At 73.4% G+C, this 26,032-nt stretch carries 24 protein-coding genes; 13 read left to right on the forward strand and 11 right to left on the reverse strand.

Going from position 1 to position 26,032, the window contains the following annotated elements; all coding sequences use genetic code 11:
- The first annotated feature begins 250 nt into the window (after nt 1-250).
- From IEZ06_RS11845 to IEZ06_RS11855, 3 genes are all read left to right on the forward strand, one after another.
- On the forward strand, nt 251-1,831 hold the full coding sequence (locus tag IEZ06_RS11845; RefSeq protein ID WP_203871897.1) for an alpha/beta hydrolase: 1,581 nt from the start codon (nt 251-253) through the stop codon (nt 1,829-1,831).
- A gap of 59 nt (nt 1,832-1,890) precedes the next feature.
- The gene (locus tag IEZ06_RS11850; protein WP_189236878.1) at nt 1,891-2,733 is read left to right on the forward strand and encodes a GNAT family N-acetyltransferase; all 843 of its coding nucleotides are present in this window, start codon (nt 1,891-1,893) and stop codon (nt 2,731-2,733) included.
- Between the two features lie 660 nt (nt 2,734-3,393).
- Complete coding sequence (locus IEZ06_RS11855; RefSeq protein WP_203871896.1) at nt 3,394-4,668, forward strand: MFS transporter; 1,275 nt, start codon at nt 3,394-3,396, stop codon at nt 4,666-4,668.
- Nucleotides 4,669-4,724: 56 nt separating this feature from the next.
- On the opposite strand, the gene IEZ06_RS11860 is transcribed toward IEZ06_RS11855, so the two are convergent.
- On the reverse strand, nt 4,725-5,087 hold the full coding sequence (locus IEZ06_RS11860; protein WP_189236744.1) for a hypothetical protein: 363 nt from the start codon (nt 5,085-5,087) through the stop codon (nt 4,725-4,727).
- A 351-nt stretch (nt 5,088-5,438) separates the two neighbouring features.
- Here IEZ06_RS11860 and bla point away from each other — a divergent pair, with 351 nt between their 5' ends.
- Entirely contained in the window at nt 5,439-6,350 is a 912-nt protein-coding gene (gene bla / locus IEZ06_RS11865; protein ID WP_229797985.1) for a class A beta-lactamase, read from the forward strand.
- Between the two features lie 152 nt (nt 6,351-6,502).
- Here the strand turns inward: bla and IEZ06_RS11870 are convergent, their stop codons facing one another.
- Both IEZ06_RS11870 and IEZ06_RS11875 read right to left on the reverse strand, forming a co-directional pair.
- Nucleotides 6,503-6,883, reverse strand: a complete 381-nt coding sequence (locus IEZ06_RS11870; protein WP_189236879.1) for a DUF3037 domain-containing protein — start codon at nt 6,881-6,883, stop codon at nt 6,503-6,505.
- A 51-nt stretch (nt 6,884-6,934) separates the two neighbouring features.
- Entirely contained in the window at nt 6,935-7,075 is a 141-nt protein-coding gene (locus tag IEZ06_RS11875) for a FitA-like ribbon-helix-helix domain-containing protein (RefSeq protein WP_189236746.1), read from the reverse strand.
- 50 nt (nt 7,076-7,125) lie between these two features.
- Between IEZ06_RS11875 and IEZ06_RS11880 the strand changes: the two genes are divergently transcribed.
- On the forward strand, nt 7,126-8,319 hold the full coding sequence (locus tag IEZ06_RS11880) for an RNA-guided endonuclease InsQ/TnpB family protein (RefSeq protein ID WP_189236747.1): 1,194 nt from the start codon (nt 7,126-7,128) through the stop codon (nt 8,317-8,319).
- Nucleotides 8,320-8,360: 41 nt separating this feature from the next.
- Here IEZ06_RS11880 and IEZ06_RS11885 read toward each other — a convergent pair whose 3' ends face one another.
- Nucleotides 8,361-9,179 carry a HipA family kinase gene (locus IEZ06_RS11885; RefSeq protein ID WP_189236748.1) on the reverse strand — a complete coding sequence of 273 codons (819 nt, stop codon included), beginning with the start codon at nt 9,177-9,179 and terminating at the stop codon, nt 8,361-8,363.
- 66 nt (nt 9,180-9,245) lie between these two features.
- Nucleotides 9,246-9,662 (reverse strand): SRPBCC family protein, encoded by a 417-nt coding sequence (locus tag IEZ06_RS11890; protein ID WP_189236749.1) that lies wholly within the window; start codon nt 9,660-9,662, stop codon nt 9,246-9,248.
- Nucleotides 9,663-9,724: 62 nt separating this feature from the next.
- Here IEZ06_RS11890 and IEZ06_RS11895 point away from each other — a divergent pair, with 62 nt between their 5' ends.
- From IEZ06_RS11895 to IEZ06_RS11905, 3 genes are all read left to right on the forward strand, one after another.
- The gene (locus tag IEZ06_RS11895) at nt 9,725-10,264 is read left to right on the forward strand and encodes a TetR/AcrR family transcriptional regulator (protein ID WP_268245594.1); all 540 of its coding nucleotides are present in this window, start codon (nt 9,725-9,727) and stop codon (nt 10,262-10,264) included.
- A 103-nt stretch (nt 10,265-10,367) separates the two neighbouring features.
- The gene (locus tag IEZ06_RS37165; protein WP_189236750.1) at nt 10,368-12,530 is read left to right on the forward strand and encodes a serine/threonine-protein kinase; all 2,163 of its coding nucleotides are present in this window, start codon (nt 10,368-10,370) and stop codon (nt 12,528-12,530) included.
- 214 nt (nt 12,531-12,744) lie between these two features.
- Nucleotides 12,745-14,928, forward strand: coding sequence for an MMPL family transporter (locus tag IEZ06_RS11905; RefSeq protein WP_229797987.1), 2,184 nt, complete (start codon nt 12,745-12,747; stop codon nt 14,926-14,928).
- Nucleotides 14,929-14,997: 69 nt separating this feature from the next.
- Here the strand turns inward: IEZ06_RS11905 and IEZ06_RS11910 are convergent, their stop codons facing one another.
- Nucleotides 14,998-16,614: a CHAP domain-containing protein gene (locus IEZ06_RS11910; protein WP_189236752.1), complete on the reverse strand. Its 1,617-nt coding sequence runs from the start codon at nt 16,612-16,614 to the stop codon at nt 14,998-15,000.
- 383 nt (nt 16,615-16,997) lie between these two features.
- Here IEZ06_RS11910 and IEZ06_RS11915 point away from each other — a divergent pair, with 383 nt between their 5' ends.
- Nucleotides 16,998-17,633: a PaaI family thioesterase gene (locus IEZ06_RS11915; protein WP_189236753.1), complete on the forward strand. Its 636-nt coding sequence runs from the start codon at nt 16,998-17,000 to the stop codon at nt 17,631-17,633.
- Here IEZ06_RS11915 and IEZ06_RS11920 read toward each other — a convergent pair.
- Together IEZ06_RS11920 and IEZ06_RS11925 are read right to left on the reverse strand one after the other, a co-directional pair.
- A complete protein-coding gene (locus tag IEZ06_RS11920; RefSeq protein ID WP_189236754.1) occupies nt 17,627-18,376 on the reverse strand; it encodes a glucose 1-dehydrogenase in 750 nt (249 codons plus the stop codon). The two genes, IEZ06_RS11915 and IEZ06_RS11920, sit on opposite strands and share 7 nt — an antisense overlap.
- 184 nt (nt 18,377-18,560) lie before the next feature.
- Complete coding sequence (locus IEZ06_RS11925; protein WP_189236755.1) at nt 18,561-20,432, reverse strand: serine/threonine-protein kinase; 1,872 nt, start codon at nt 20,430-20,432, stop codon at nt 18,561-18,563.
- Between the two features lie 304 nt (nt 20,433-20,736).
- Here IEZ06_RS11925 and IEZ06_RS36240 point away from each other — a divergent pair, with 304 nt between their 5' ends.
- Both IEZ06_RS36240 and IEZ06_RS36245 read left to right on the forward strand, forming a co-directional pair.
- A complete protein-coding gene (locus IEZ06_RS36240) occupies nt 20,737-21,402 on the forward strand; it encodes a RibD family protein (protein ID WP_203871898.1) in 666 nt (221 codons plus the stop codon).
- Nucleotides 21,399-21,836, forward strand: coding sequence for a cytidine/deoxycytidylate deaminase family protein (locus IEZ06_RS36245; protein ID WP_203871895.1), 438 nt, complete (start codon nt 21,399-21,401; stop codon nt 21,834-21,836). The genes IEZ06_RS36240 and IEZ06_RS36245 overlap by 4 nt, the downstream gene beginning before the upstream one ends.
- Nucleotides 21,837-21,956: 120 nt before the next feature.
- On the opposite strand, the gene IEZ06_RS11935 is transcribed toward IEZ06_RS36245, so the two are convergent.
- Nucleotides 21,957-22,379, reverse strand: a complete 423-nt coding sequence (locus IEZ06_RS11935) for a winged helix-turn-helix transcriptional regulator (protein WP_189236756.1) — start codon at nt 22,377-22,379, stop codon at nt 21,957-21,959.
- Between the two features lie 145 nt (nt 22,380-22,524).
- On the opposite strand from IEZ06_RS11935, the gene IEZ06_RS11940 reads away from it, so the two are divergent.
- Nucleotides 22,525-23,364, forward strand: a complete 840-nt coding sequence (locus IEZ06_RS11940; protein WP_189236757.1) for an NAD(P)H-binding protein — start codon at nt 22,525-22,527, stop codon at nt 23,362-23,364.
- A 264-nt stretch (nt 23,365-23,628) separates the two neighbouring features.
- On the opposite strand, the gene IEZ06_RS11945 is transcribed toward IEZ06_RS11940, so the two are convergent.
- Both IEZ06_RS11945 and glnII read right to left on the reverse strand, forming a co-directional pair.
- Nucleotides 23,629-23,814 carry a response regulator gene (locus IEZ06_RS11945; RefSeq protein WP_229797989.1) on the reverse strand — a complete coding sequence of 62 codons (186 nt, stop codon included), beginning with the start codon at nt 23,812-23,814 and terminating at the stop codon, nt 23,629-23,631.
- Nucleotides 23,815-24,050: 236 nt separating this feature from the next.
- Nucleotides 24,051-25,070 carry a glutamine synthetase gene (glnII, locus tag IEZ06_RS11950; RefSeq protein ID WP_189236758.1) on the reverse strand — a complete coding sequence of 340 codons (1,020 nt, stop codon included), beginning with the start codon at nt 25,068-25,070 and terminating at the stop codon, nt 24,051-24,053.
- Nucleotides 25,071-25,283: 213 nt separating this feature from the next.
- On the opposite strand from glnII, the gene IEZ06_RS11955 reads away from it, so the two are divergent.
- Nucleotides 25,284-25,952 carry a ThuA domain-containing protein gene (locus IEZ06_RS11955; RefSeq protein ID WP_189236759.1) on the forward strand — a complete coding sequence of 223 codons (669 nt, stop codon included), beginning with the start codon at nt 25,284-25,286 and terminating at the stop codon, nt 25,950-25,952.
- Nucleotides 25,953-26,032 lie beyond the last annotated feature (80 nt).

The raw sequence follows: 26,032 nt of genomic DNA on the forward strand, positions 1-26,032 counted from the left end.
GGCGGGGTCCTGCGGGCCCGGCCGGGACGCCCTGGTCCTTCGGGGCGTCTCCGGCCCGCGTCGTGCCCGGGCCCGTCCGGGACCCCCGGTCCTTCGGTGGATCTCCGGCCCGCGTCGTGGCCGAGTCCGGCCGGACGGCCGCGGGCCGCAATCAATTGACTACGCGATGGTAAGCATCCGGCCTGGTGGCCGGTGGTGCGGCGACCCTCCGGGGGACGATCTCCCTGCCGATCGAGGAGAGGGAGTCCCAGTGAAGAGGGTCGTCGGGGTTGTCGCGGGCGTCGGGATGCTCGTCGTCGCCGTCGGGGTGCCGCCTCGGGCGATGGCGCACGTCAGGCAGGATCTCGTGTGGGGGGCCTGCGACGGGGCGGGTGCGGGACGCGGGAGCGCCCCGGCCGCCCCGGCGGTGGAGTGCGCCACGCTCAGGGTGCCGCTCGACTACCGGCAGCCGTACCGGACGATCGGCATCGCGCTGAACCGGATCAAGGGGAGGACCCCGCGGAGCGGGAACCACCTGGGCGTCCTGCTGGTCAACCCCGGAGGGCCGGGCGCCTCCGGCCGGGACCTGGCCAAGTACGTCGCGGCGGCGCTCCCCGGCGGGCTGGCGGACCGGTTCGACGTGATCGGCTTCGACCCGCGCGGGGTGGGGGAGAGCACGCCCGCGCTGCGGTGCGTGGACCCGGACAAGTACTACGCGCCGCCGCGCCCGGACCACGTCCCGAAGACCGCGCAGGAGGAGTCCGTGCTGGTCGGCCGGGCCCGTGAGTACGCCGAGGCGTGCGAGACGCGGTGGAGCTGGTTCCTGCCCCACCTGACCACGGAGAACTCCGCCCGGGACATGGACATGATCAGGGCGGCGCTGGGCGAGCCCCGGATCAGCTACCTGGGCTACTCCTACGGGACCTACCTCGGCGCGGTCTACGCGACGCTCTTCCCCCGGCGGGTCAAGCGGCTGGTCCTGGACAGCGTGGTCGACCCCCGCGGGATCTGGTACGCCTCCAACCTCAAGCAGAACGCCTACTTCGACCGGCGGCACCGCGACTTCCTGGCGTGGACGGCCCGCAACAACCGCGTCTACCGGCTGGGCGCGACGGCCAAGGCCGTCTCCTTCGCCTGGTACGCCACCCGGGAGCGGTTGCGCACCCGCCCGGCGGGCGGCGTGGTCGGCCCCAGCGAGTTCGACGACGTCTACACCGTCGGCGGTTACTCCGACGCGCTCTGGCCGGAGCTCGCCCGGGCCTTCTCCGCGTACGTCAGGCGGGGCGACACCGCGCCCCTGCTGGCCGCCTACCGCAGGCACGCCAAGAACGACGCCGCCACCGAGAACGGCTACGCCGTCTACCTCGCGACGGAGTGCGCGGACGCGCGCTGGCCCCGCGACTGGAACAGGTGGCGGGCCGACACGGCCGCGATCCACGCCAGGGCGCCCTTCCTCGCCTGGCAGAACGCCTGGTACAACGCGCCGTGCGCGTTCTGGCCCGGGCGGGGCGGAGTCCCGGTGAAGATCCGGCAGGACCGGGCCCTGCCGGGCGCGCTGCTGATCCAGTCCCGGCGCGACGCCGCCACGCCCTACCCGGGCGCGCTGGAGATGCGCCGGATCCTCACCCGCTCCCGGCTGGTGGTCGAGGGCGGCGGCGACCACGGCGTCGCGCTCTTCGAGGGCAACCGCTGCGTGGACGGGCACCTGGCCGCCTACCTGCGGGACGGGACGCTGCCCGGACGCGCCGGACGGACCAGGGCGGGGGTCGACGCGCGCTGCGCCGCCGGTCCCGGACCTCAGCCCGCGACCCGGGCCGAACGCATACCGATGACAGCGGATCTGGGCAGGTAAACACCGATCTGCGAGCCGGTCCTGTCAAACCGGGAGGTCTCGCGTAGGCTGGGCCCGTGATGCTGCGCACAACGGCGTCGCGCGTGCTCGACGACAACGATCGCGACGAGGTCCTGGCGCTTCTCGACACCGACCCCGTCGCCAATGTGTTCGTCGCCTCCAGGGTCCGGTCCGTCGGGCTCAATCCGGCCCGGCTCGGCGGGCAGATGTGGGGGTTCGGGTCGCGCGGCGGCCTGACCTCGCTCTGCTACGCCGGAGCCAACCTCGTCCCGGTGAACGCCGGTCCCGAGGCCGTGCACGCCTTCGCCGACCGGGCCCGGCGGCAGGGGCGCCGCTGCTCCTCCATCGTCGGCCCGGCCGACGCGGTCGAGCCGCTCTGGGAGCGGCTGGAGCCCTACTGGGGCCCCGCCCGCGCGGTCCGCTGGGCCCAGCCGCTGATGGCCACCGCCACGCCCGCCCCGATCCCGCCCGACCCGCTGGTGCGGCGCGTGCGGCCGGAGGAGTTCGAGACCCTGTTCCCCGCCTGCGTGGCGATGTTCACCGAGGAGGTGGGCATCTCGCCCGAGGCGGGCGACGGCGGCGCGCTCTACAGGTCGCGGGTGGCGGAGCTGATCCGGATCGGCCGCTCCTACGCCAGGATCGACGACGGCACCGTCGTCTTCAAGGCCGAGATCGGCGCGGTCACCCCCCAGGCCTGCCAGATCCAGGGGGTCTGGGTCGATCCCGCCTGGCGCGGCCGGGGGCACGCGGCGACCGGCATGGCCGCGGTGGTCGAGCAGGCCCTCGCCTGCTTCGCCCCGGTGGTCTCGCTGTACGTCAACGACTACAACGCCCCCGCCCGGTCCGCCTACCGGAAGGCGGGCTTCACGGAGGTCGGCACCTTCATGTCGGTGCTGTTCTGAGGCCTGTCCTTCGAATCATGAGAGGCCAGTCCAAGGTCGCGACCAGCAGGATCCGGCAGCGGTGGACGACCGCGCGCTCGGCGTATCGAGAGGCCAGCACGCGGTACCGCTGATGGTCGCCCACGACGACGGGCGCCCATGATCAGTCCGAACCGGTGAGATCGTAGGCGACGTCGGCCATTCCACCCACCCGCACTGATTCTGTCCGACGGTGAAGACGGCACCGCCATCTTCGGCCAGGTGCGGGTCACGGGTCCGGCGCAGGAGATATCCGCAGACCAGATGCCAGTGTTCGCGATAGAGCTGCTCGATACGGCTGTCGATGGCGTCCTCCGCGAACGGGATATCGTCTTCACACCATCACAGACGAAGCCATCCGCCCCATGGGCCACACCCGAATCCGTGCCGCCCGCACGGCGCGGCACCTCGAGATCCGGCCCATGGCCGGTGTCACCTGGATCTCGGCTGGACCCGAAGACCGTCCCGCACCCGCTTCCGCGTGGTCACCAGCGGTCGTGCGAGTCCGTCCGGCTCATCGGTCACCGACCGGGTTGGAATTCGACGAGGTGGACATGGACGGCGAACTGCTCACCCCTCTGGAAGGCCGGTCGGATGCAGGCTGATTCCGCGGAGCTGCGTGCCCGCGTCGATGACTCCCCGATGTCCCGTATGCAGTGGTCCGCGATCGTCGTGTGCGTGCTGCTCAACGTCCTGGACGGTTTCGACATCCTGGTCATGTCCTACACCTCCGCCGCGGTGTCGGACGAGTGGTCACTGTCGAGCTCACAGCTCGGCCTGCTGCTCAGCGTGGGCCTGGTCGGGATGGCACTGGGCTCGCTGCTGCTGGCCCCGATGGCCGACTGCATCGGGCGGCGGACGCTGATCCTGGCCTGCCTCGTGGTCGCCTCCGCCGGGATGCTGGGGGCGGCGCTGAGCCAGGACGCCGTCCAGCTCGGCCTGCTGCGGATGCTCACCGGCATCGGGGTGGGCGGCATCCTGGCGAGCAGCAACGTCATCGCCGCCGAGTACGCCAACGGCCGCTGGCGGGGACTGGCCGTCAGCCTGAACGTGGCCGGCTACGCCGTCGGAGCCACCGCGGGCGGGGTCATCACGATGGCGCTGCAGAGCTCGTCCGGTTGGCGAGCGGTATTCGTTTTCGGCGGCGTCGGCACGGCCCTGCTCATCGGTGCGGTGCTGTACCGGCTTCCCGAGTCCCTGGACTTCCTGCTCACCAAGCGTTCACCGGGCGCCCTGGAGCGTCTCAACGGGCTGCTCGTCGCGATGAAGCAGCCGGCGCTGGAGTCCATGCCCGACCGCCCGGACACGCCCGCCGAGCCGGCACCCCGGATCCGGCGGATCCTCACTCCACGGCTACGCCGCAACACGCTGCTGACCTGGGCGGGTTTCTTCACCGCCATGTCCGCGTTCTACTTCGTCACGAGCTGGACGCCGAAACTGCTGGTGGAGGCCGGCCTGTCGGCCGCTCAAGGCATCGCCTGGGGAGTGCTGCTCAACCTCGGCGGCGTCTTCGGCACCCTGGTGCTGGGCCTGCTGGCGACCCGCTTCGCACTCCAGCACCTGCTGGTGGGTTACACGCTCACCACGGCCGCGTTGCTCGCCCTGTTCGTCCCTGCCGTCTCGGTGTACGGGCTGCTGCTCGCGCTGGGCGCGCTGATCGGCCTGTTCGTCAACGGCTCTGTGGCCGGTCTGTACACCCTCGCCCTGTCCGTCTACCCGTCCGCGGTACGCGCGACCGGTGTGGGCTGGGGCGTCGGCATGGGCCGCATCGGGTCGCTCGTCTCCCCGCTGGTGGCCGGCGGGCTGCTCGACTCCGGCTGGGACCCGGGACGGCTCTATCTGGCGGCGGCGGTCGTGGTCACGGCTGGCGGGCTGGCCGTGCACGCCGTCCGCCTCCCGTCCTGCGTGCCGCGATGACTGCGTTCACCCTGAGCGTCGCCGTACGGATGCGCGGGAGCACCTCGCCGCTCCTGTCAGTGCAGCGGGACGTACGGCTTCCACAGGACAGCGAACGCGGCCACGGCCGCGAGGGCCGTGAGCTGCATGATCAAGATGCTGTTGTGCCGACGCCGCCGGGCGATGACCGCAGTGATGATCAGAATCGCGGCCATGACCGCGAAGGAGCTGTAGGCGACGGTAGAGCGGAAGATCATCTCCGCCTCCCGCTGCCCGGGAGCGGGGTCCCCTCCGGAGCAGAGCACGCTGGCGCCGTCGCACAGCACACCGCGGTCGCGTGCCCGGCCGATGGCGAACCCCGCGGCCAGCAGCAGAATCAAATCCATGATCAGTACGGCGATGGCGGCGACAGTGCGGCCAGGCAGGTCGTCACTTCTCATGACGGCAGAGCCTAAAGGGCGACACGGAACCGTCGTGCCCATCTGTCCGACCACGGTCAAGGGAAGATCGCTCTGCTCGCGACCCCGTGGACGGCACCACCGGTGGCCGTGGTGTCTGCGCACTCTGCGGCCGTGTTCGCCGTACTCGCCGGTCCTCCGTCGATATGCGCCATCGGCCGCTCTACCTGGTGGGATATCAGAATCATTATGGCTTGAAATTCATATCGGTATTCGACATGCCGCCGCGGCCCGTGGTCTCCTGGTCGTCCTCATGAAGATCGGAATTGAGAGCAGAGGGCTGAAATGAGGCATGTTCGTCACGGTCGATTCCGGGTCAGGCTGGGAGCCTCGGTGCTGGCGGTCTCCGCGGTGTTCGCCGCCGTCGCAGGCCTGGGCGGATCCGCGGGGGCCGACACGCGTCCCGCGTCCGCCGCGCATCCCCTCCCCGGCGTGCTCGATGTCAGCAGGCAGTTACGCGAGCTTGAGATCTCCTATCGGGGACGCATCGGGGCCTTCGCGATCGACACGGGTACCGGCAAGACCATCTCCTATCGGGGCGGTGAGCGCTTCCCCAGCCGCTCCACCTTCAAGGCCATCCTGTGCGGTGCCATCCTGGCCAAAGCCCGCACGGCCGACCCCGGCCTGCTGAACCGCACGCTGCACTGGACGGCTCAGGAGGTGGTCCGAGACTCTCCGATCACCGAACGGCCGGAGAACATCGAGAACGGCATGACCGCCGAACGCCTGTGCCACGCCGCGATCACGGTCAGCGACAACACTGCGGGGAACGTGCTGCTCAAGCAGATCGGCGGTCCTGCGGGACTGACCCGCTACTACCGCTCGCTCGGAGATCCGGCCGGGCGGCTCGACCGCTGGGAGCCGCAGCTCAATGAATGGAAGCCGGGAGAGAAGCGCGACACCGTCAAGCCCGCGTCCATGGCCCGCAGCCTGCAGAAGCTCACTGTGAGCGGCGCCCTGCACCCCCAGGACCGGCAGCGGCTGAACGGCTGGCTGCGGGCCAGCACCACTGGCACCGAGCGCATCCGCAAGGGCCTCCCGCCGAACTGGGTCGTGGGCGACAAGACCGGAGGCGCCGCCGGAGCCTACGCCCCGGGCAGCGACATCGCCGTCGCCTGGCCGCCGTCGGGCGCGCCGCTGATCATCGCCGTCTACACCAACCGCGACGACCCCGCGGCGGCCATGGACAACAGCGTGATCGCCAGAACGGCGACCCTGCTGGCCCGCGGGCTGGGCCGCGCGTGAGCCCGGACGGTGACCTCGCCGAAGTCGACCTCGGCTCTGGCTTTGACGTGCTCGAAGAGCCGCCCTCGGATGCCGTCGGAGCTCCGCCGGCGCAGCCGCTCGTACAGCGTCTTCCAGGGTCCGTAGCGGTCGGAGGCGCCCCGCCGCTCTGCTCAGGCCGCGCGGACCAGGCGGGACATCAGATGCTCCAGCTCGGCCTCGGGGTCGGCGGTGAGGCCCGCGTGGACCGGGCCGGCCTGCACGATGGTGCTGCGCGGCGCGGTCAGCCAGCGGAACCGGCTGCCGAGCGACTCCGCGGCCAGCGGGCCCGCGTCCTCGGTGCAGGAGAGTCGGTAGGCGTCGAGCGCGTGCCGTACCGCCTCGACGTCGGTGCGGGCGTCCAGGGCGCGCAGCCGCGGCTCGTCCAGCTCCACGCGGGCGCACAGGTAGCCGCGCGGCTGGCAGTACAGCAGCACGCCCGCGTTGATCAGCTCGCCGCGCTCGACGCGCGGGACGACCCGGATGACGGCGTACTCGTAGACGTCTCTCACCAGACACCGCCCAGGATGCCCCGGCCTTCAGGCCGGGGAGGAATGAGCGTCCCGTCAGGGATGGCCCGGCGGAGCCGGGACAGCCTGCTGCACGATGTGCAGCACCTGCGCGTGCAGGGATCGGTGTTCATGTTTCGCCAACTCCTTGAGCTGCGCGTGAAGGTCGTCGGGAAGCCGCAACGTGATCTGTTTCATGTCGCCAGAATACCCACCATGCACCATCTCTCCGATGGTAAATTGATGGCATGCCCCGGTACCGGCTCTCCCCGACACCCGCCCAGGAGGCGGCCCTGGCGGAGCACTGCGCGCACGCGAGGTTCGTGTGGAACCTCGCCGTCGAACAACACGCGCACTGGAAGCCGGGCCGCAAAAACGCACCGGGATTCGCCGAGCAGTGCCGCCAGCTCACCGAAGCCCGAGCGGAGTCCGCGTGGCTGCGCGCCGGGTCGATCGTCGTCCAGCAGCAGGCCCTCAAGGACTTCGCCCAGGCCATGGCGAACGTCTTCGGCGGCACCCACCGCCGCCCGACCTGGCGAAGGCGCGGCCGAAGCGAGGGCTTCCGCATCGTCGCGCTCAAGCCCGACCAGGTGCGCCGCCTGTCGCGCCACGTCGGCGAGGTCAAGGTCCCGAAAGTCGGCTGGGTGCGGTTCCGCTGGTCGCGGGCCGTGCCCGACGGGGTGAAGTCCTACCGCATCACCCGCGACGGCGCCGGGCGCTGGCACGTCGCGTTCACCGCCGTCCCGCAGCCCATTCCCGCGCCGGGCACCGGTGAGGCCGTCGGCGTGGACCGGGGTGTCGCCGTGGCGGCGGCGCTGTCCACCGGGGAGCTGCTGACCGCTCCCGGCCTGCGGGATGGCGAGAAGACCCGGCTGCTGCGGCTTCAGCGCAAACTCGCCCGCGCCCGCCGCGGCTCCCACCGGCGCGCGAAGACGAAGGCCGCCATCGCCCGGCTGAAAGCCCGCGAAACCGACCGGCGCAAAGACTGGGTGGAGAAGACCTCCACCGACCTGGCCCGCCGGTTCGACGTCATCGCCGTCGAAGACCTGAAGATCCGCAACCTGACCCGGTCGGCACGCGGCACCATCGACGCCCCCGGCGTCGGTGTCCGGCAGAAGGCCGGGCTGAACCGGTCCATCCTCGCCAGCGGGTGGGGACGGCTGGTGACCCGTCTGGAGCACAAGGCCCCCGGACGCATCGTCAAGGTCGATCCGCGGTACACGTCGCAGACCTGCAACGCCTGCGGGCATCGCGCAGCCGAATCGAGAGAGAGCCAATCTCGGTTCCGCTGCGTCGCCTGCGGGCACCGGGCCGACGCCGACGTGAACGCGGCCTGCAACATCCGGGACACCGCCGTGGGGCGCACGGTGGCTGCGCGGGGAGGCTCCGGATCGCCGGGGCCCGCGAACCGCGAACCTCAACTTGAACTCCTCTCCGTGTAGGGATCAGGTTGGAATCCCCCTCCTTCAGGAGGGGGAGGACGTCAACGGGTGCCCTTCCAGAACGTGCCGATCGAGCCGGTCTTCTGCTCCCGCCGGTCCGGCGGCGGTCCGGCGGCGGGCTCGGGCAGCCACGCCCTCGGGCCGTGCGCGCGGGCCAGCAGGTGCTCGGCGTAGGCCCGCCGTACGGCCTGCGCGTCGTCGAAACCGGGCTCGTCCTCCAGCCACTCGCCGGGCACCTCGCCCGTCACGGCGTCGAGCAGGTCCGGGGTGATCCGCTCGCTCAACTCGGCGTCGGCGGCGGCCATCTCGGTGGCGAAGGGGGCCAGGACGTGGTCGCCGGCGTCGAAGCCGCGCTGGGGGTCGGCGGTGCGCCAGTTGTGGTGGAACCACAGGGCCGCGCCGTGGTCGATCAGCCAGACGTCGCCGTGCCACAGCAGCAGGTTGGGGTTGCGCCAGCTGCGGTCGACGTTGTGGACCAGCGCGTCGAACCAGAGCAGCCGGGAGGCGAGGGCGGGGTCGGGCGGCCAGGCGAGCGGCTCGAAGCCGAGCGCGCCGGGCAGGAAGTCGACGGCGAGGTTGCGTCCGGCGCTGGCCTTGAGCAGGTCCTGGATCTCCTCGTCGGGCTCGCGGGCGCCGAGCTGCGGGTCCACGTCGATCACCTTCAGCTCGGGGGTGCGGAAGCCGAGCCGCCTGGCCAGCTCGGCGCAGAGGACCTCCGCGACGAGCACCCGGCGGCCCTGCCCGGCGCCCCGGAACTTCACCGCGTAGGTGCCGAGGTCGTCGGCCTCCATCACCCCGGGCAGCGACCCGCCCTCCCGCAGGGGCGTGACGTAGCGGGTCGCCGCGATCTCTTCCAGCACCCGGCCAGGTTATCGGCTCGCGCCGGGGCGCTCCGCCCGCCGGGCCGGGGGCCGGCGACCCGGGGGTCACCCCGCGACGGCGCGACCGGCCTCGCGCTCCAGGTTGTCGAGGAGCCGTTCCAGCACCGCGTCGTGCTGCCACCGGATGAGCACCGGCCACAGGAGCCGGAACAGGCCCGTGGTCCGGCCGGTGATCTCGTGCCGGACGAGGGTGCCGCCCTCGGCGGGGTGGAGGGTGAAGCCGTGCCCGCCGGTCATCTCCCGGGTGTCGAACCACAGGCGGCGGCGGGGCTCGACGGCGCCGACGCGGTAGCGCATCGGGCCGTGCTCGACGGGGGCGCCGGGGCGGGCGCCCTCGGGCAGGCGGAAGGGGCCCTTCTCCTGCGGCCAGAGCCGGTCGCCCTCGCCGCCGAGCCCCATGAGCAGCTCCCAGACGTGTTCGGGCGAGGCGGGGATGAGGCGTTCGTGCATGTTGTACACCATGGGACTCCTCCATACGGTTGCGTACGGTCTGACTGTACGCCCCCGTATGGAAGACTGTGCGGGTGGGTCGGCTGAATGCGGGGGACTGGGCCAGGGCGGCGCTGGAGGCGCTGGCCGAGGGTGGCCTGGCGGCGGTGGCGGTGGAGCCGGTGGCCGTACGGCTCGGCACCACGAAGGGCAGTTTCTACTGGCACTTCGCCAACCGCCGGGCGCTGGTCGAGGCGGCGCTGGCCCTCTGGGAGACCGGCACCGAGGAGATCATCGAAGGGCTGCTGGAGGTCCCCGACCCGGTGCTGCGCATGCGCACGCTGCTGGAGTTCGCCTTCGGCGACCCGGTGGACTCGAAGATCGCCTTCCAGCTCGTCAGCGCGGCCGACGACCCGCTCGCCGCCGAGACGGCCCGGCGGGTGAGCGCGCGGCGGCTGGAGTTCATGGGGGCCACGCTGGAGGAGGCCGGGCAGCCGCCGGACCTCGCCCGGGGGCGCGCCGTCGCCGGCTACAGCGTCTACCTCGGGATGGCCGCACTGCACCGGGTCGGCGCGGTGGACGAGCCGATCGGCGCCTTCATGGACCTGGCCCTGTCGGAGATGGGCCTGGCCTGAGCATCACATGAGTGTCACGGTCATGGGCACAGGGGATTGGCTTGCGCCGACTGCGGGGGATGCCTTCTCCTGAGTGGAGGAGTGGCGGCGAGGGGAGGCCCGTGTGCCGTATGCGCAGCCGCTCAGACCGGGGGATCCCGAAAGGCTGGGCACGTACGAGATCGTCGGCCGTCTGGGCGAGGGCGGACAGGGATCGGTGTACCTCGGGATGCGTCCCGACACCGCTCCCGAGCCGTACGCGGTCAAGCTGCTGCACGGCCGGATCACCGACGAGCGGGAGGCGTTCCTGCGCGAGGTGGGCCTGGCCAAGCAGGTGGCCCGGTTCTGCACCGCGCAGGTGATCGACGCGGGGCTGGCCGACGACCGCCCCTACATCGTCAGCGAGTTCGTCGACGGGCCGTCCCTGCACCGGGAGGTCGCCGTCGGCGGGCCGAGGAGGGACGGCGCGCTGGAGCGGCTGGCGATCGGCACGGCCACCGCGCTCACCGCGATCCACCGGGCGGGGATCGTCCACCGGGATCTCAAACCGCAGAACGTGCTGCTCGGTCCCGACGGGCCCCGGGTCATCGACTTCGGGCTGGCCCGGGCGCTGGACGCGGCGGCCACCCAGAGCGGGCGCGGCGCGGGCACCCCCGCCTACATGGCGCCGGAGCAGGTGGAGGGGGCCGAGATCGACCCGGCCGCCGACGTCTTCTCCTGGGGCGCGACCATGTGCTTCGCGGCCAACGCCCAGGCGCCGTTCGGGCAGGACTCGATCGCGGCCGTGCTGCACCGCATCCTCACCGCCCCGCCGGAGCTGGGCGCCCTCGACGGGTGGCTCGCCGCGCTGGTCGCCGCCTGCCTGGACAAGGACCCCCGCAACCGGCCCACGAGCCGCGAGCTCCTGCTCACGCTGCTCGGCGACGGTGACGGCGCCGATCCCGGTGACGGCGCCGGGCCCGCCGCCGGTGCCGGTGACGGTGGGGACGGTCTCGCCGCCGGTGCCGGTGACGGCGGGGGCGGCCTCGCCGCCGGCCTGGGCGGCGAGGCCGACGCCGCCCGTCCCGGCGGAGGCGGGGACGACGGGGAAGGGGGGTGGCGGACGGGAGCGCTCCCCGTGGACGGGGTCCCCGTCCGTTCCGTCCCCGCCGGGCCCGTCTCCATCCGCTCGGTCTCGGCCCGCCCGTTCCCCGCGAGCCCGTTCCCGGCGAGTGCGATCCCGGCGAGTGCGATCCCCGCTCCCTGGCGGGAGACCGGGGCCGTGCGGAGCCTCGCGGAGGAGGAACCCGCCGGGACGCGGACGCACCCCGGCAGGGCGGCCACCAGGGCGTCGGTGGCGGTCTCCGGATCGCTTCTGGTCAGCGCCGCCGTACTGGTGGGGGTGCTGGTCCCGGCCCTGAGCGGGAACGGGGGACCCGCCGGGGGAGGGTGGGCGCCGGTGCCGCCGGCGGAGTCCGGGGCGTCGGTCCTCGCCGAGCGGGCGGAGGCCGGCACGGAGTCCGGTCCGGCGGTCCCCCGCCGTGAGCACGGCACCGTGCCGGCCAGGAACGTCCCCGGCCCGGGGGGACCGGCCACGGTCCCGGCCGGAGCGGTCGCGGTGCCGGCGGTGGCGGGCCTGGAGCGTTCCGAGGCGCGCCGTGTCCTCGAACGCGCCGGGCTGGCCGCGGGGAGCGTCGTCCAGGTCGACTCCGCGGAACCGATCGGCCGGGTGCTCGGGAGCCTGCCGGAGGCGCGGACCCCGGTGGCCAGGGGCACCAGGGTCAGGCTGAGGGTCTCGGCGGGCGTGCCCGTCCCCGAGCTGGCGGGACTGCGCAGGAAGGCGGCCGGGGAGGTGCTCCGGGCGGCGGGGCTGGGTGTCGGGGCGGTGACGGCCCTCTGCTCGGACCGGCCCTCCGGGCAGGTGGTCGCGACCAGCCCGGGGGCGGGCGAGCGCGCCTCCTCGGGCGACACGGTCGCGATCACGGTGTCACGGCGCGGGGCGGAGGTGCCCTCGGTGGTCGGCTCGGCCGAGGCGGACGCGCGCAGCGCGCTCACCGGGGCGGGCTTCGCCGTACGGACGCGGGCGCGGCTGGTGGACGGGGCGCGGGCCGGGACGGTCCTGGCGCAGAGCGCGGGTCCGGGCGGGTGCGTCCGGCCGGGCGCCACGGTGGTGATCACCGTCGGGGTCGGGGCGCAGAGCGGGCCCGGTCCGGGGGAGGAGCCGACCGCCGCGCCGGACCCCGGGGAGCCGGCCGAGCCGACGAGCACGGCGGGTTCGGCGATCCCGGGATCCGCCGAGACCCCGTGAGCGGGGGGCGTTCCTGACTCGATGTGGTCATCGTCTCATTTATCCGTCACGGAGGGCATAGCGGGAGGTTCACCCCTAGGCTTTTGGTAAGCACTCCCGTACATACCGGTGCCGGGCGGTGTCCCGCGTGTACGACTGAGATCTCAATAGGGCGGTCCCGATGTCTGGGTTGCTGGGGCGACTGGGTGGATGGTGCGCACGGCGCGGCGCGGTCGTGCTGACACTCTGGATCCTGCTGGCGGCGGCGCTGACCGCGGGGTCGCTGCTGTTCCCCGGACCGGTCAACAACAACGTCGCGATCCCCGGCACGGACGCGCAGCGCGCCCACGACCTGATGCGCGACGGCTTCGGCCCCGGCTACGACCGGGGCGGCACCGTCCAGATCGTGCTCTACTCCGCCGACGGCCCGCTGGTCGACGACCGGCGCAAGCGCGCCGTGCAACGCGCCGTGGACGAGATCCGGCGGGTCCCGCACGTGACCGAGGTGCTGACGCCCTACCGGATCGGCGGCCTGGCCCCCAGCCTGCAGATCGGCCTGATCACGGTCCGCCTGGAGGGCCACGACGTCTCCCGGCTGGCCGAGACCACCAGGGCGCTGTCCGCCGCGGCCGAGCCCGTCCGGCGGCTCGGCATCGAGGCGGTGCCCGCCGACTCGGGGACGCCGGCCGACAAGGAGATCAAGACCGGCGCCAGCGAGGTCATCGGTGTCGCCTGCGCGCTGCTCGTCCTGCTGTTCGCCTTCGGCACGCTGGTCGCCGCGATGATCCCGATCTTCACCGCCCTGGTCAGCATCGCGACCGGCCTGGGCGTGATCAGCCTGCTCGGCCACCTCGTGGACGTGCCCAAGCAGGCCTCGATCATGGCGACGATGATCGGGCTCGGCGTCGGCATCGACTATGCGCTCTTCCTGCTGAGCAGGCACCGCAAGCTGCTGGACGACGGGCTGGCGGTGCACGACGCGGTCCGCCGGACGGCCGCGGGTTCGGGCGGCGCCGTGGTCTTCGCCGGCGGCACGGTGATCATCGCGCTCAGCGCGCTGCTGCTCGGCGGGTTCCCGATGCTGCAGACACTCGGCTGGATCACCGGCATCTCGGTCGTCTGCGCGGTGCTCACCTCGATCACCCTGGTCCCGGCCCTGCTGGGCCTGCTCGGTCACCGGGTCGACGCGCTGCGCCTGCCGCTGGCGGGCCGCCGCCGGTCCGCGGACGGCTCCTCGGGCTGGACGGGGCTGGGCAGGTGGGTCTCCCGGCGGCCCTGGCGTGTGCTCGCGCTCAGCGTCGCGGTGCTGGCCGCGCTCACCGCGCCGGCCCTCGCGCTCAAGCTGGGCCCGCTCGACGAGGGCTACGGCGACCGGGGCACCGACGCCCGCCGCTCCTACGAGCTCATGCAGGCCGGGTTCGGGCCGGGCGCCAACGGGCCGCTGGTCGTGGTCGCCGAACTGCGGGAGCCGGTCGCCGACCGGGAGCCCGCGCCCGCCGTACTCCGGACGCTGAAGGAGCGGGTCGGCGCGGTCGAGGGCGTGGCGCACGCGGGCGAGCCGGTGCTCAACTCCGCGGGGACCGCCGTGATGCTCCAGGCCGTCCCCGAGTTCGCGCCCAGCGACCCCCGGGCCCTGGACGTCGTCGAGGCGGTGCGCGGGCTCAGCATCGAGGGGGCGAGCGTGCACGTGGGCGGCGAGGTGGCGGGGATGGCCGACGCCGGCGCCAGGATCGCCGACCGCACCCCGATGGTCGTCGGCGTCGTGGTGCTGCTCAGCGCGCTGCTGCTGCTCCTGGCGTTCCGCTCCCCGGTGGTGGCGCTCAAGGCCGCGCTGATGAACCTGGTCTCGCTCGGCGCCGCCTTCGGCGCGCTCTCCCTGGTCTTCTCCCTCGGGCTAGGCAGCCGGCTGGTCGGCCTGGACCCGCCGGTCAGCGTGGACATGTCCTACCTGACCACGCTGTTCTTCTCGGTGCCGATCGACAGCTACATCCCGCTGATGCTGTTCGCGGTGCTGTTCGGCCTGTCGATGGACTACGAGGTGTTCCTGCTGACCGCCGTGCGGCAGGCCTACCTGAGGCACGGCGACAACCGCAGGGCCGTGGCGGAGGGACTGGGCTCGACCGGCCGGGTGATCACCTCCGCGGCGCTGATCATGGTCTCCGTGTTCGTCGCCTTCATCGCCTACCCGGACCCCATGGTCAAGATCTTCGGTGTCGGCCTGGCGGTGGCGGTGGCGGTGGACGCCACGATCATCCGGGGCTTCCTGGTCCCGGCGACCATGGTCCTGCTCGGCCGCTACAACTGGTGGTGCCCGGCCTGGCTGGACCGGATCCTGCCCGACCTCTCCATCGAGGGCCACGACGAGGAGGAGGCGGGCGAGGACCGGGAGCGGGACCTCGTCGGAGCCGCCCGCACCTGAGCGGTGCCGCGCCGGAGAGGGCGGGCGGGCGGGAGGGGAGCGCCCCGCCCGCCCGTCCCGGCGGGCCGGTCAGACCGGTACGGCCTCCCTGCGGCGGCGGCCCCGGTACCCGCCGGAGGGCGGGGCGTCGGGGAGGTCCGGTCCGGTGGGGGCGAGCAGGTCGCCGCGTTCGACCGGGAGGGCGGCCGGGATGGTCGTGCTGACGGCCGACTCGGTCCGGCGGTGGCGGCGGCCCCGCAGCGGCGCGTCCTGGACGAAGGTCGAGGACTCCGCTCTGCGGTGGCGGCGGCCTCGCAGCGGCGCGTCCTGGACGAAGGTCGAGGACTCCACCACCGGGCGTTCCCGGAGGCGGCGCCTGCCCTGGTAGGGGAGGCGGGGCCGCTCGGCGGAGACCGCCTCCTCGATGCGGGCCGCGGGAGTCGTGACCGAGGGGAACTCGGAGGTCGGGACCGGTGCGAGCCCGGCTGCCACGGTGGTCCCGGGCACGGAGGGGAGCACGGGGACCCCGCCGGTGGCGGGCGTCTCCCGGGTGGCGGAGAACTCCTGCGCGGCGAAGGACCCCCGGGTGAGCGGGGCGCCCGCGGTGAGCCTGCGGCGGCCGGGCGCGCGGCGGCGGCCTCCGGTGCGGTGGGAGCCGGCGGCGCGGCGGGACGGGCGCTCGGAGCCTCCGGTGGAGAAGGCCAGGCGCAGCCCCGACTGCTTGATCCTGGTGTGGGCGATGATCGCGGCGGCGGCGAGCAGGACCGGGGCCAGCACGGTCGGGCTCGACAGGTCGGGGACGGCGGGGGTCAGGCCGCCGGCGGCGGCGGCCGGAGCCGTGGCGATCGCCTGGGTGTCGGCGGCGGCGGGCTTGGCGTGCTTGCCCGGGGCGGTACGGCCGGCGGCGGCCGGAGCGGGGGCGGAGGCCGTGGCCGGGGCCGTGGCGGCGGCCTCGGCGGTCGTGCCGGAGGAGGCGGTCTCCTTCGGGGCCGCGGCCTTCGCGGGCGCCTTCTCCGTGCCGGTCTTCGGGGTGGTCTTCCGGGCGGCCTGCGCCTTCTGGGCGGGCTCGGCCGCGGCCTGGACGGGCTTCTCGGGTGCGGCGTCCTCGTTCCCGAAGGGGAGGGGGACCGGGGCGGGGATGACGGAGAACAGGCTGGTCTGGGGCTCCAGGAAGACGGAGTTGCCCCCTGACACGTCGGCGGAGGTGTTGACCGCCTGCTTCTCGGCGGCCTCCTTGTCCAGCCGGGCCTTGATCTTCTCCGGGTAGCCGTATCCGACGACCTTGCCGGTGTCGCGCTCCTTGCGCTTGGCGACGCCGCCGTCGATGTTGCCCTCGATGGTGTGGATGGTCCCGCCGTCCACCCGGGTGACGATCCCGACGTGGTCGATATGACTGATCTTGTTCGTGCCCGTCCAGTCGAAGAAGACGATGGCGCCGGGCTTGGGGGTGGTCCCCCAGGCGTCCTGCTCCTTGAACCACTGGGCGTGGTACACGGTGTAGGCGAACTGGCCGATCCAGTCCTCGTAACCGAGCTTCTTGGCCGCCCACGACAGGTACATGTCGCACCAGGGGGCGTTGGCGAAGTCCTCGTCGATGTCGACGGTGCTGCCGTACCAGTCGCCGAACTTGGTGTAGCCGCTGCTCTTCTCGGCGTAGCCGAGCTGGCTCTCGAGCAGCTCGATGAACTTTTCGATCTCAGGTGTCATATGGAAGTGGGGGACCCTCCGCAAGCCATGGGGGCATGGTCGCGCCGCCCCGCGACCGGGCTTACGGGAGGTCAGGTCGGACGATGGCGCGTTCACGCGCGCACCTCAGGGGAGAGGAGCGGGGTGCGTGTGGCGGCACCATTGGTCAGTGGTCTTCCGTGACGAGGGAGGCTACCCGCAGATAAGGACAGGTCAAGACCACCCCAAGCGGACATCAAGCCCTCGGGGGCACTCTAGGGGGCGGAAAGCCCGACGTCAGCGGGCTTTTGGGGATTTCTTCCAGTAAACCGGTCCAACAAAAAAATCTACGGAACCCGGGCGCGGCGAAGCCCGGGTCAACGATTCCGAATGAGATTCTGTAGAACGTGTTCTAATATGCTGCCATGACGATCGACGTCACCCCCACGGAGGACGCCGAGGCCCGCCTCGCCGCCCTGGTCGAACTCAGCCGCCGGGCCCGCGCCCTGGCCGACGCGGTCGTGCTGACGGACGTCCCGGAAAGTGAGGTCACCGCCGTCGCCGCCGAACTGGCCGCCCTCACCGAGCGGCTCGGCGCGCTGCGGCGCGAGTCCCCCCGGTCGTTCGAACTCGGTCCCGGAGGCGTCCCCAGGAACGTGGGCAACGCGGTCACCGGCTCTGCCAACCCGCACGCCCTCCCGCTGGTCGTCCGGGTCACCCCGGAGCGCACGGTCCGCGCCGAGCTGAGCTTCCGGCCGGTCCACGAGGGCCCGCCCGCCTCGGTGCACGGCGGCGTCAGCGCGATGATCCTCGACCACCTGCTGGGCGAGGCCGTGGCGGTCGCCGGTTTCCCCGGCGTGACCGGGACCCTGACCCTGCGCTACCGCAGGCCGGTGCCGTACGGCGAGCCGCTGGTCGCCACCGCGGAGCACACGAGGTCGGAAGGGCGCAAGACCTGGGCCGAGGGCCGCATCGCCCTTCCGGACGGCACCGCGCTGGCCGAGGCGAGCGGGCTGTTCGTCACGCCCGCCGGATGGCTCGGCCGGGGGGCGGCTCAGTAGCCGGCGCCGGTGAGCATGCCCCCGTCCACCGTGAACTCGCTGCCCGTGCAGTAGCTCGCCCGGTCGGAGGCCAGGAAGGCCACCACGTGCGAGACCTCGACCGGCCGGGCGAACCGCTTGATCACCATGGACCTGAAGAACGCCTCGCCGTCCACCTCGGCGGCGACCTCCGGGGTCCGGACCATGGGGGTGTCGATCGACCCGGGGTGGACGGAGTTGACCCGGATCCCGAAGCGGGCCAGCTCGCGGGCGGCGGCCTTGGTGACACCGCGCACGCCGAACTTCGAGGCGGCGTAGGCGGACATGCCCTCGGCGCCGATGAAGCCCTCGACCGAGGAGATGTTCACGATCGAGCCGCCGCCGGCGGCCTTCATCGGCTCGATCACGGACTTGACGCCCAGCCAGGTGCCCTTGAGGTTCACGTCGATGACCTGCTCGTACTCCTGGAGCGTCATGTCGGCGATCCGGCGGAACCTGAGGATCCCGGCGTTGTTGACCAGGACGTCGAGCCTGCCGTACGCCTCGACGGCGGCGCCGACCGCCCGCTCCCAGTCGGCCGGGTCCCTCACGTCCTGGGGGACGAAGAGCGCTCCGGTCTCCTCGGCGAGCGCCTTGCCCTCGTCGGCGAGCACGTCTCCGAAGACGACCCGCGCGCCCTCGTCGAGGAAGAGCCGCACGTGCGCCTCCCCCATGCCCCGCGCGCCACCCGTGACCAGGGCGACCTTGCCGTCCAGCAGACCCATTCCACGCTCCTTCTCGGGCTCGTGCCGCCTCGGGTGCCGGGCCGTGCGGCCGTCCCGCCGGGACGGCGGGCGTCCGATGGCGGGGCGCGTCACCGGTCACCAACCTAGCGCGCGCTTGGTTAACTCACAAGACACGTCCGCGGAGCGCGGGCCGGGGCCGGGCCCCGGCCCACCGGTCACCGCCTCAGGGTGCGCCGGGTGCGCCCGGCGGATCCTCCGCCGCGCCCTCGGGCGCCTCCTCCCGTGCGTCCTCCGAGACGTCCTCGGGCATGTCCCCGGGCGGCCCGGAACCCGGTCCGGCGGCCTCCGGGCACGGCGCACCGGTGACCGCCACCGTACGGCTCCGCGCGCCGCCGGGGGCCTGGGGCCGGGTCTCGGCCGTGACCCGCCACAGGACGGTCCGGCCGCAGGGCGGAGCGGTGAAGGCGTGCGGGACGACGGGGAGGTAGGCGGTGGAGCCGCTGAGCATGAGAGCGCGCACCGGGGCCTCCGCCGGCCGGTCCTCGGCGGGGCCCTCGGAGAACCGGACCGTCAGCACGACGCCTGCCGTGGTCGACGCGTGGACGCTGATCGTCGCCCCGTCCGGGTCGATCCCGGTGACGGCCAGCTCGCTGACCGCGTGCGGCGGCGCGGGCGGGGTCTGCGCGCCGCTCGGACCCGGCGCCGGGTCGCCGGGGGAGGCGGGGCCGGGCTCCGGGCTCCGGGACGGGCCGGGGGCGTCGCTCCGGGACGGGGACGGGCCGGGGGCGTCGCTCCAGGGCGGGACCGGGGGCCGGGAGGTCGCCGGAGCCGAGCGTGACGGCGCCGCGGAGGGGAGGCGCGTGGGCCGGGGGAGACCGGAGGCGGAGGGGCCCGCGGGGGCGGAGCCGGGCGCGGAGGCGCGCCGGGAGGGCGTGCTCCGGCCGCCGGCGGCGTCCCGCGACGGGGCCGGGGCGTCCGAGGCTCCGGAGCGTGCGGGGCCGCCGGTCCGTGCGGGGCCGCCGGTGCGCGCGGCGGGCTCCCGGCCGGTCACGGGCGTCTCCGGAGGCGGGGTGAAGACCTTGTCCGAGGCGAGCGGACCGGCCGGGTGGCCCGCGGCGACGAGGGCGGCGGTGACCGCGAAGGCCGCCACGCCCGCTCCCGCCAGGAACCTGGCGCGCAGCCGCGGACGCCGCGGCCCGCCCGCCCGGCCGGCCACGTCCCGGTCGGCCGGGACGCCGTTCCCCGGCACGGCCCCCGTTCCGGTGCCCGGCGCCGTCCGGGCCAGCGGGAAGGCCAGCGCGAGCAGGGTCGCCAGCTCGGCCAGACGCCGCCGTCCGCGCCGCTCCCATTCCGGGCCGTAGGCCGACAGCGCGGCCACCTCCAGCTCCGCGGCGAACGCCCGGGCCGTCGGCGGCCGGTTCCTGGGGTCACCGGCCATGCCGTGCGCGACCAGTTCCCGCACCGGAGCAGGCACCTCCTCCAACGGCGCCGGCGCGGCCGGGGGATCCGCCCGGTACGGCCGGCGCCCGGTGAGGCACTCGAAGAACACGCAGGCGGTCGCGTAGAGATCGGCCGCCGCGCCCGCCGGCTCTCCGGCCCGCCGTTCGGGCGCGGTGTAGCCCGGGACGCCGGCCGTACCGGGAGCGGCCACGCCGAAGTCCGTGAGCCTGGCGGTCCCGTCGGCCTGGACCAGCACGTTCTCCGGCCGGAGGTCGCGGTGCGGGACACCCGCCGAGTGGGCCCGGGCCAGGCCCAGCAGGGCGCCCTTGAACACGGCCAGCGCCGCCTCGGGGCTCATCGCGCCGTGGTCGCGGAGGATCCCGCGCAGCGGGACGCCGTCGACCAGCTCCATGACGACGGCCGCTTCGAGCACGTCCTCGTAGTACTCGTAGAGCCTGACGATGTTCGGGTCGTCGAGCTCGACCAGGACGCGCGCCTCCTCGCGGAAGCGCGCCGTGAACCGGCCGTCGTCCCGCAGCGCGGCGTTCAGATACTTGATGGCCACGTAGGCGCCCGTGCCGGTGTAGGTGGCCAGCACCACCCGCCCGCCGCTCCCGGTGCCGAGCTCTCGAACCTCGCGGTATCCCGGAACCATGCAGTCCCCCTCCGAGCGCCGTCACCTGTTCGACGGTCTCACCCGGGGGGCCGGTTGTCACGGTTCGCGAGCTTTGACGCAGGGCGACGTCCACATCACTCCGTGCGAGCACACTCGGCCGGTCCGCTCGTGGACGACCCCGGCCGCTGCGGCGGCCCTCCCGTGGCGTAGCATCGCGGCCGACTGCCGGTGAGGGCGCGCGCGTCCTCCGACGGACTCGGGGGAGAGGGCCGTGAGCGGATCGGGCGGGCCGGACGGCCGGGAAGGACCGGCCGGGCGCCCCTACGTGCTGCTCAGCTGCGCGATGTCCGTCGACGGCCACATCGACGACGGCGCCCCCGGGCGGCTGCTGCTCTCCGGGGACGAGGACTTCGACCGGGTCGACGAGGTCCGGGCCGGCTGCGACGCGATCATGGTCGGGGCGGGCACCGTGCGCCGGGACGATCCCCGGCTGCTGGTCCGCTCGCCGGTCCGGCGGCGGGAGCGGGAGGCGCGCGGCCTGCCGGCCTGCCCCGCCAAGGTGACGCTGACCGCGACGGGGGACCTCGACCCGGCGGGCCGGTTCTTCACCGCCGGGGACGCGGAGAAGATCGTGTACGCGGCGTCGGGGGCGGTGGACGGGCTCGCCTCCCGGCTCGGCGCGGCCGCCACCGTGGTCGACGCGGGCGATCCCGTGGATCTCCGCCGGGTCCTGCGCGACCTGGCCGGGCGCGGGGTCCGGCGGCTCATGGTGGAGGGAGGGGGTTCGGTGCACACCCGGTTCCTCCTGGAGGACCTCGCCGACGAGATCCAGCTCGCCGTCGCGCCGTTCTTCGTCGGCGACCCCGCCGCGCCGCGGTTCGTCGGCGGCGGACGCTTCCCGCAGGGCCCCCTGCGGCGGATGGACCTCGCGGAGGTCCGCGCGCTCGGCGACGTCGTCCTGCTGAGATATCTGATCCACCGGGAGTCTCCGGAGCGGGGGGACCGGTGAACGACCGCGACCGGCTCCGGCTGGCCTGCGAGCTGGCCCGGCTCTGCCCGCCCTCGCCGTCCGCCTTCTCCGTCGGCGCCGTCGTGGTCGCCGCCGACGGCACCGAGCTCGCGCGCGGCCACTCCCGGGAGGGCGGCGACCCGCACGTGCACGCCGAGGAGGCCGCGCTCGCCAAGATCCCGGTCGGTGACCCCCGGCTGCCCGGCGCCACGGTCTACAGCAGCCTGGAGCCGTGCAGCGTGCGCCGCTCCCGCCCCCGGACCTGCACCCGGCTGATCATCGACAGCGGGATCCGGCGGGTCGTGCTGGCCTGGCGGGAGCCCGTGCTCCTGGCCGACTGCCACGGCGTCGAGGAGCTCACGGCGGCGGGCGTCACCGTGGTGGAACTGCCCGAGCTGGCCGATCTCGCCCGTGAGCCCAACGCCCACCTGTGACGGAGGTCCGCCCGCCTGTGACGGAAGTCCGCCCCCCGGTGACGGAAGTCGCCGAGGAGGCGTGCACCGGCCTGCCCGAGGAGGTCTCCGCCCGGCGCGTCCGATGGCCGTCGTGGTCATTCACCGAACCGGCGTGGACGGTGCCGCCGGTGGTGCCGCGTCGGTGTCGTAGGCGCGCCGTGCCCGCTCCACGTCGTCGAGGTGAGCCGCGGCCCACTCCGCGAGATGGGCGAAGAGCGGGGCGAGGCTGCGGCCGAGGTCGCTGATCTCGTACTCGACCCGGGGCGGGACCTCGGGGTGGTAGGTGCGCACGACGAGCCCGTCGCGTTCGAGTTGCCGGAGCCGCTGGGTCAGGACCTTCGGCGTAATGGTGGTGATCCGTCGCTGCAGCTCGACGAAGCGCTGCCGTCCCTGGTGGTTCAGCGTCCACAGGATCGGGGTGGTCCACCGGCTGAAGACGATGTCCACGACCGGGGCGACGGGGCAGGCCTGCTCGGGATCAGCCGACGCCGAAGGCGCCCAAGTTGCTCGCTCGTCGTGCATGTGGACCCCTTGAGCATAGTCACTTTCCTGTAGGTACCTACTATATCGACGATGCTAGCTTCTCGGAGTCGCCGCCGAAGGGGTCGGACCGGCGGCGGCCGCCCCCGCGAAGGCGTGGGCGGCGTCGGAGAAGGAGGAACCTTTCATGATCGTGGTAACAGGGGCCACCGGCAACGTCGGCCGGGTGCTCGTGGAGGCGCTGTCCGCGGCCGGCGAGCGGGTGACCGCGGTGTCCCGGGGAACGTCGCCGGTCTCCCTGCCGGAAGGGGTGCGGTACCGGCAGGCCGACCTGGCCGAGCCGGAGACCCTGCGGCCGGTGGTGGACGGAGCCCGCGCGCTGTTCCTGCTGGTCGCGGGCGCCGGTGCGCATCTGGACCCGGGCGCGATCCTCGACGTCGCGAAAGCCGGCGGAGTCGGACGCGTGGTCCTGCTCTCCTCGCAGGCCGCCGGGACGCGCCCGCGGTCCGTCTCGCACGCACCGCTGCGCGGCATCGAGGACGCCGTCCGGCGATCCGGCACGGCGTGGACGATCCTGCGACCGGGGGGTTTCGCGTCCAACGCCTATGCGTGGGCGGAGTCGGTGCGGACCCAGGGGACGGTGGCCGCGCCGTTCGGCGACGTCGGCCTGCCGGTCGTCGATCCGGCCGACATCGGCGAGGTCGCGGCCGCCGTCCTGAGAGAGGACCGGCACGCCGGCCGGATCTACGGGCTGACGGGGCCGGCCCCGACCACGCCCCGGCAGCGGGCCGGGATCATCGGCGAGGCGCTGGGCCGGCCGGTCCGGTTCGTCGACCAGACGCGTGCGGAGGCCCGCGCGCAGATGGTGCGGTTCATGCCGGAGCCGGTGGCCGACGGGACCCTGGACATCCTCGGCGACCCCACCCCGGAAGAACGGCGGATCAGCCCGCACACGGAGCAGATCCTGGGCCGCCCGCCGCGCGGTTTCGACGAGTGGGCCCGGCGCCACGCCCACGCCTTCCGGTGAGGACGCGCCTCGCCTGGCCGGTCGCCTTCCGGCGAGGCGGGGCGCGCGTCGGCTACGCGGTCGTCTCCACCGGCGGGGCCTCCCGGGTCTCCGGCCGCTCGGAGGCCGGTGCGGGCATGCCGCGCACGCCGTACAGGCGAACGCGGCGGTCAACATCGTGAGGGCAGGGCTTGCCCTTCGTGAGGCTGCGCAAGCGGCTTAGCGAGAAGCCGCTCCCTTCAGGGAGCGGAGGAGTCACGGCCTGCTCCAGGAACTCCACGCCGTTCATCCCGGGCATCCGGTAGTCGCCAGGACCACCGCGACGTCGTCGCCGCGCAACCGCATCTCGCGGACGCTCCCGATGCCCTGCGCGGCGCTGTCGGCCCTGACGATCCGGTAGGCGTGGCCGTACCGGCGGCGCAGGTCGCGGGCCACGGAGCGCGAGACCCCCGGGTCGTCGTCGACCGTCACGATGACCGGCTTGTTCGTTCCCGCCCTCTCCCGGATGACCAGACGACTGCCTCAGAGCTGTCATGTCCGGGTTGAAGCGATCACTCGGCTCTCCCCGCCGTCTCGGAGACACCGGTCATGAAGAAGGCCCGCTCGGCCGGGCTCGCTCCGATCCCGTGGGCGTGGGCGGAACGCGGAGGCCGCGGACACCCCCGGCAGGGTGTCCGCGGCCTCCGTCCCCCGGATCGCCCGCGGGATCAGACCTGGCCGGCCTTCTCCAGCGCGGAGCAGCAGGTGTCCACGATCAGGCGGGTCACCACGTACGGGTCGACGTTCGCGTTGGGACGGCGGTCCTCGATGTAGCCCTTCTTCTCGACCTCGACCTGCCACGGGATGCGGACCGAGGCGCCGCGGTCGGAGACGCCGTAGCTGTACTTGTTCCACGGGGCGGTCTCGTGGTGGCCGGTGAGGCGGTCCTCGATGCCGTGGCCGTAGTTCCTGACGTGCTCGAGGGGCTTGTCGCCCTCGCCCAGCGCCTCGCAGGCGGTGATGATCGGGTCGAAGCCCTCGCGCATCGCCTTGGTGGAGAAGTTGGTGTGCGCGCCGGCGCCGTTCCAGTCGCCCTTCACCGGCTTGGCGTCGAGCGTGGCGGCGATGTCGAACTCCTCCGCGGTGCGGTAGAGCAGCCAGCGGGCGACCCACATGTGGTCGGAGACCTCCACCGGACCCGCCGGGCCCACCTGGAACTCCCACTGGCCGGGCATGACCTCGGCGTTGATGCCGGAGATCGCCAGACCGGCCTCCAGGCAGCGGTCGAGGTGCTTCTCGACGACCTCGCGGCCGAAGACCTCGTCGGCGCCGACGCCGCAGTAGTAGCCGCCCTGCGGGGCCGGGAAGCCGCCCAGCGGGAAGCCGAGCGGGCGGCCCTCCTTGAAGAAGGTGTACTCCTGCTCGATGCCGAACCAGGACTCCTGGTCGGCGAACCTCTCGGCGACCTCGGTGAGGGGCGCGCGGGTGTTGCTGGAGTGCGGGGTCATGTCGGGGTTGAGCACCTCGCACAGGACCAGCACGTTGTCGCCGCCGCGGATCGGGTCCGGGCAGGTGAAGACCGGCTTGAGCACGCGGTCGGAGGAGTGGCCGTCGGCCTGGTTGGTGCTGGACCCGTCGAAGCCCCAGATCGGGAGCTCTGCGCCGTCCGCGAGGACTCGCGTCTTCGAGCGGAGCTTGGCGGTCGGCTCGGTGCCGTCGATCCAGATGTATTCAGCCTTGAAGGTCATCGGCGGAGTCCTTGGGGAGGGAGTGGTCTGCTGCCCCTGAAGAGTCGCAAGTCGCGATTTCGCATCTGTTGCCCATATGTGAACGTGGTGTTACTTGGAGCCGTTCGGGCAGGCAGGGGCGCCGGAAAATCCTCACCAGCCGGTTCTGCCCCGGTGAGCTGGGATTATCCGGTGCCGCTGGCGGCCCGCCGGCTTCCGTGCTGGAGTGGATCCGTGGCACGCAACCTGATCCTCTCCGGCGGCCCCTTCCACGACTTCCCCGCGACCTCCGCCGCGCTGGCCGAGACCCTCGCCGAGGTCGGAGTGGAGTCGGACGTCACCGACGACATCACCGGCGGCCTGGCCGACGCCCCCGAGTACGACCTGATCACCGTCAACGCCCTGCGCTGCCGGATGACCCCCGGCCACCTGGCCCCGCACCGCGACCGGTGGGGGCTCGAGCTGCCCCCGCAGGCGCGTACGGCGCTGCTGGACCACCTGGAGCGCGGCGGCGGTCTGCTCTGCATGCACGCGGCGTCCATCTGCTTCGACGACTGGCAGGGCTGGCCCCGCGTGCTGGGCGGCCACTGGGAGTGGCCGAAGTCGCACCACCCGCCGCTGGGCTGGACCACGGTCCGCGTCCACGGCGACCACCCGATCGTCGAGGGCCTGCGGGACTTCGACCTGGTCGACGAGGTCTACAGCGACCTGACGATCCTGCCGGACGTCACCCCGCTCGCCTCCTCGATGGGCCAGCCCCTGCTCTGGGCCCGCCCGGTACGGCGCGGCCGCCTCGTCTACGACGCGCTGGGCCACGACACCCGCTCCTACGACAACCCGGTCCACCGCACCCTGCTCCGCCGGGCCGCCCAGTGGCTGCTCAAGCACCCCATGAGTCAGTGACCCGGGGAGGGCGGTCCCGGAAGCGGGGCCGGCCGGGCGGCCGCGGCCGGACCGGTGGAGTCCGGGGCGGTGGAGTCCGG

It is taken from the genome of Planomonospora antibiotica (assembly GCF_014647955.1).
Classification (GTDB): domain Bacteria; phylum Actinomycetota; class Actinomycetes; order Streptosporangiales; family Streptosporangiaceae; genus Planomonospora; species Planomonospora parontospora.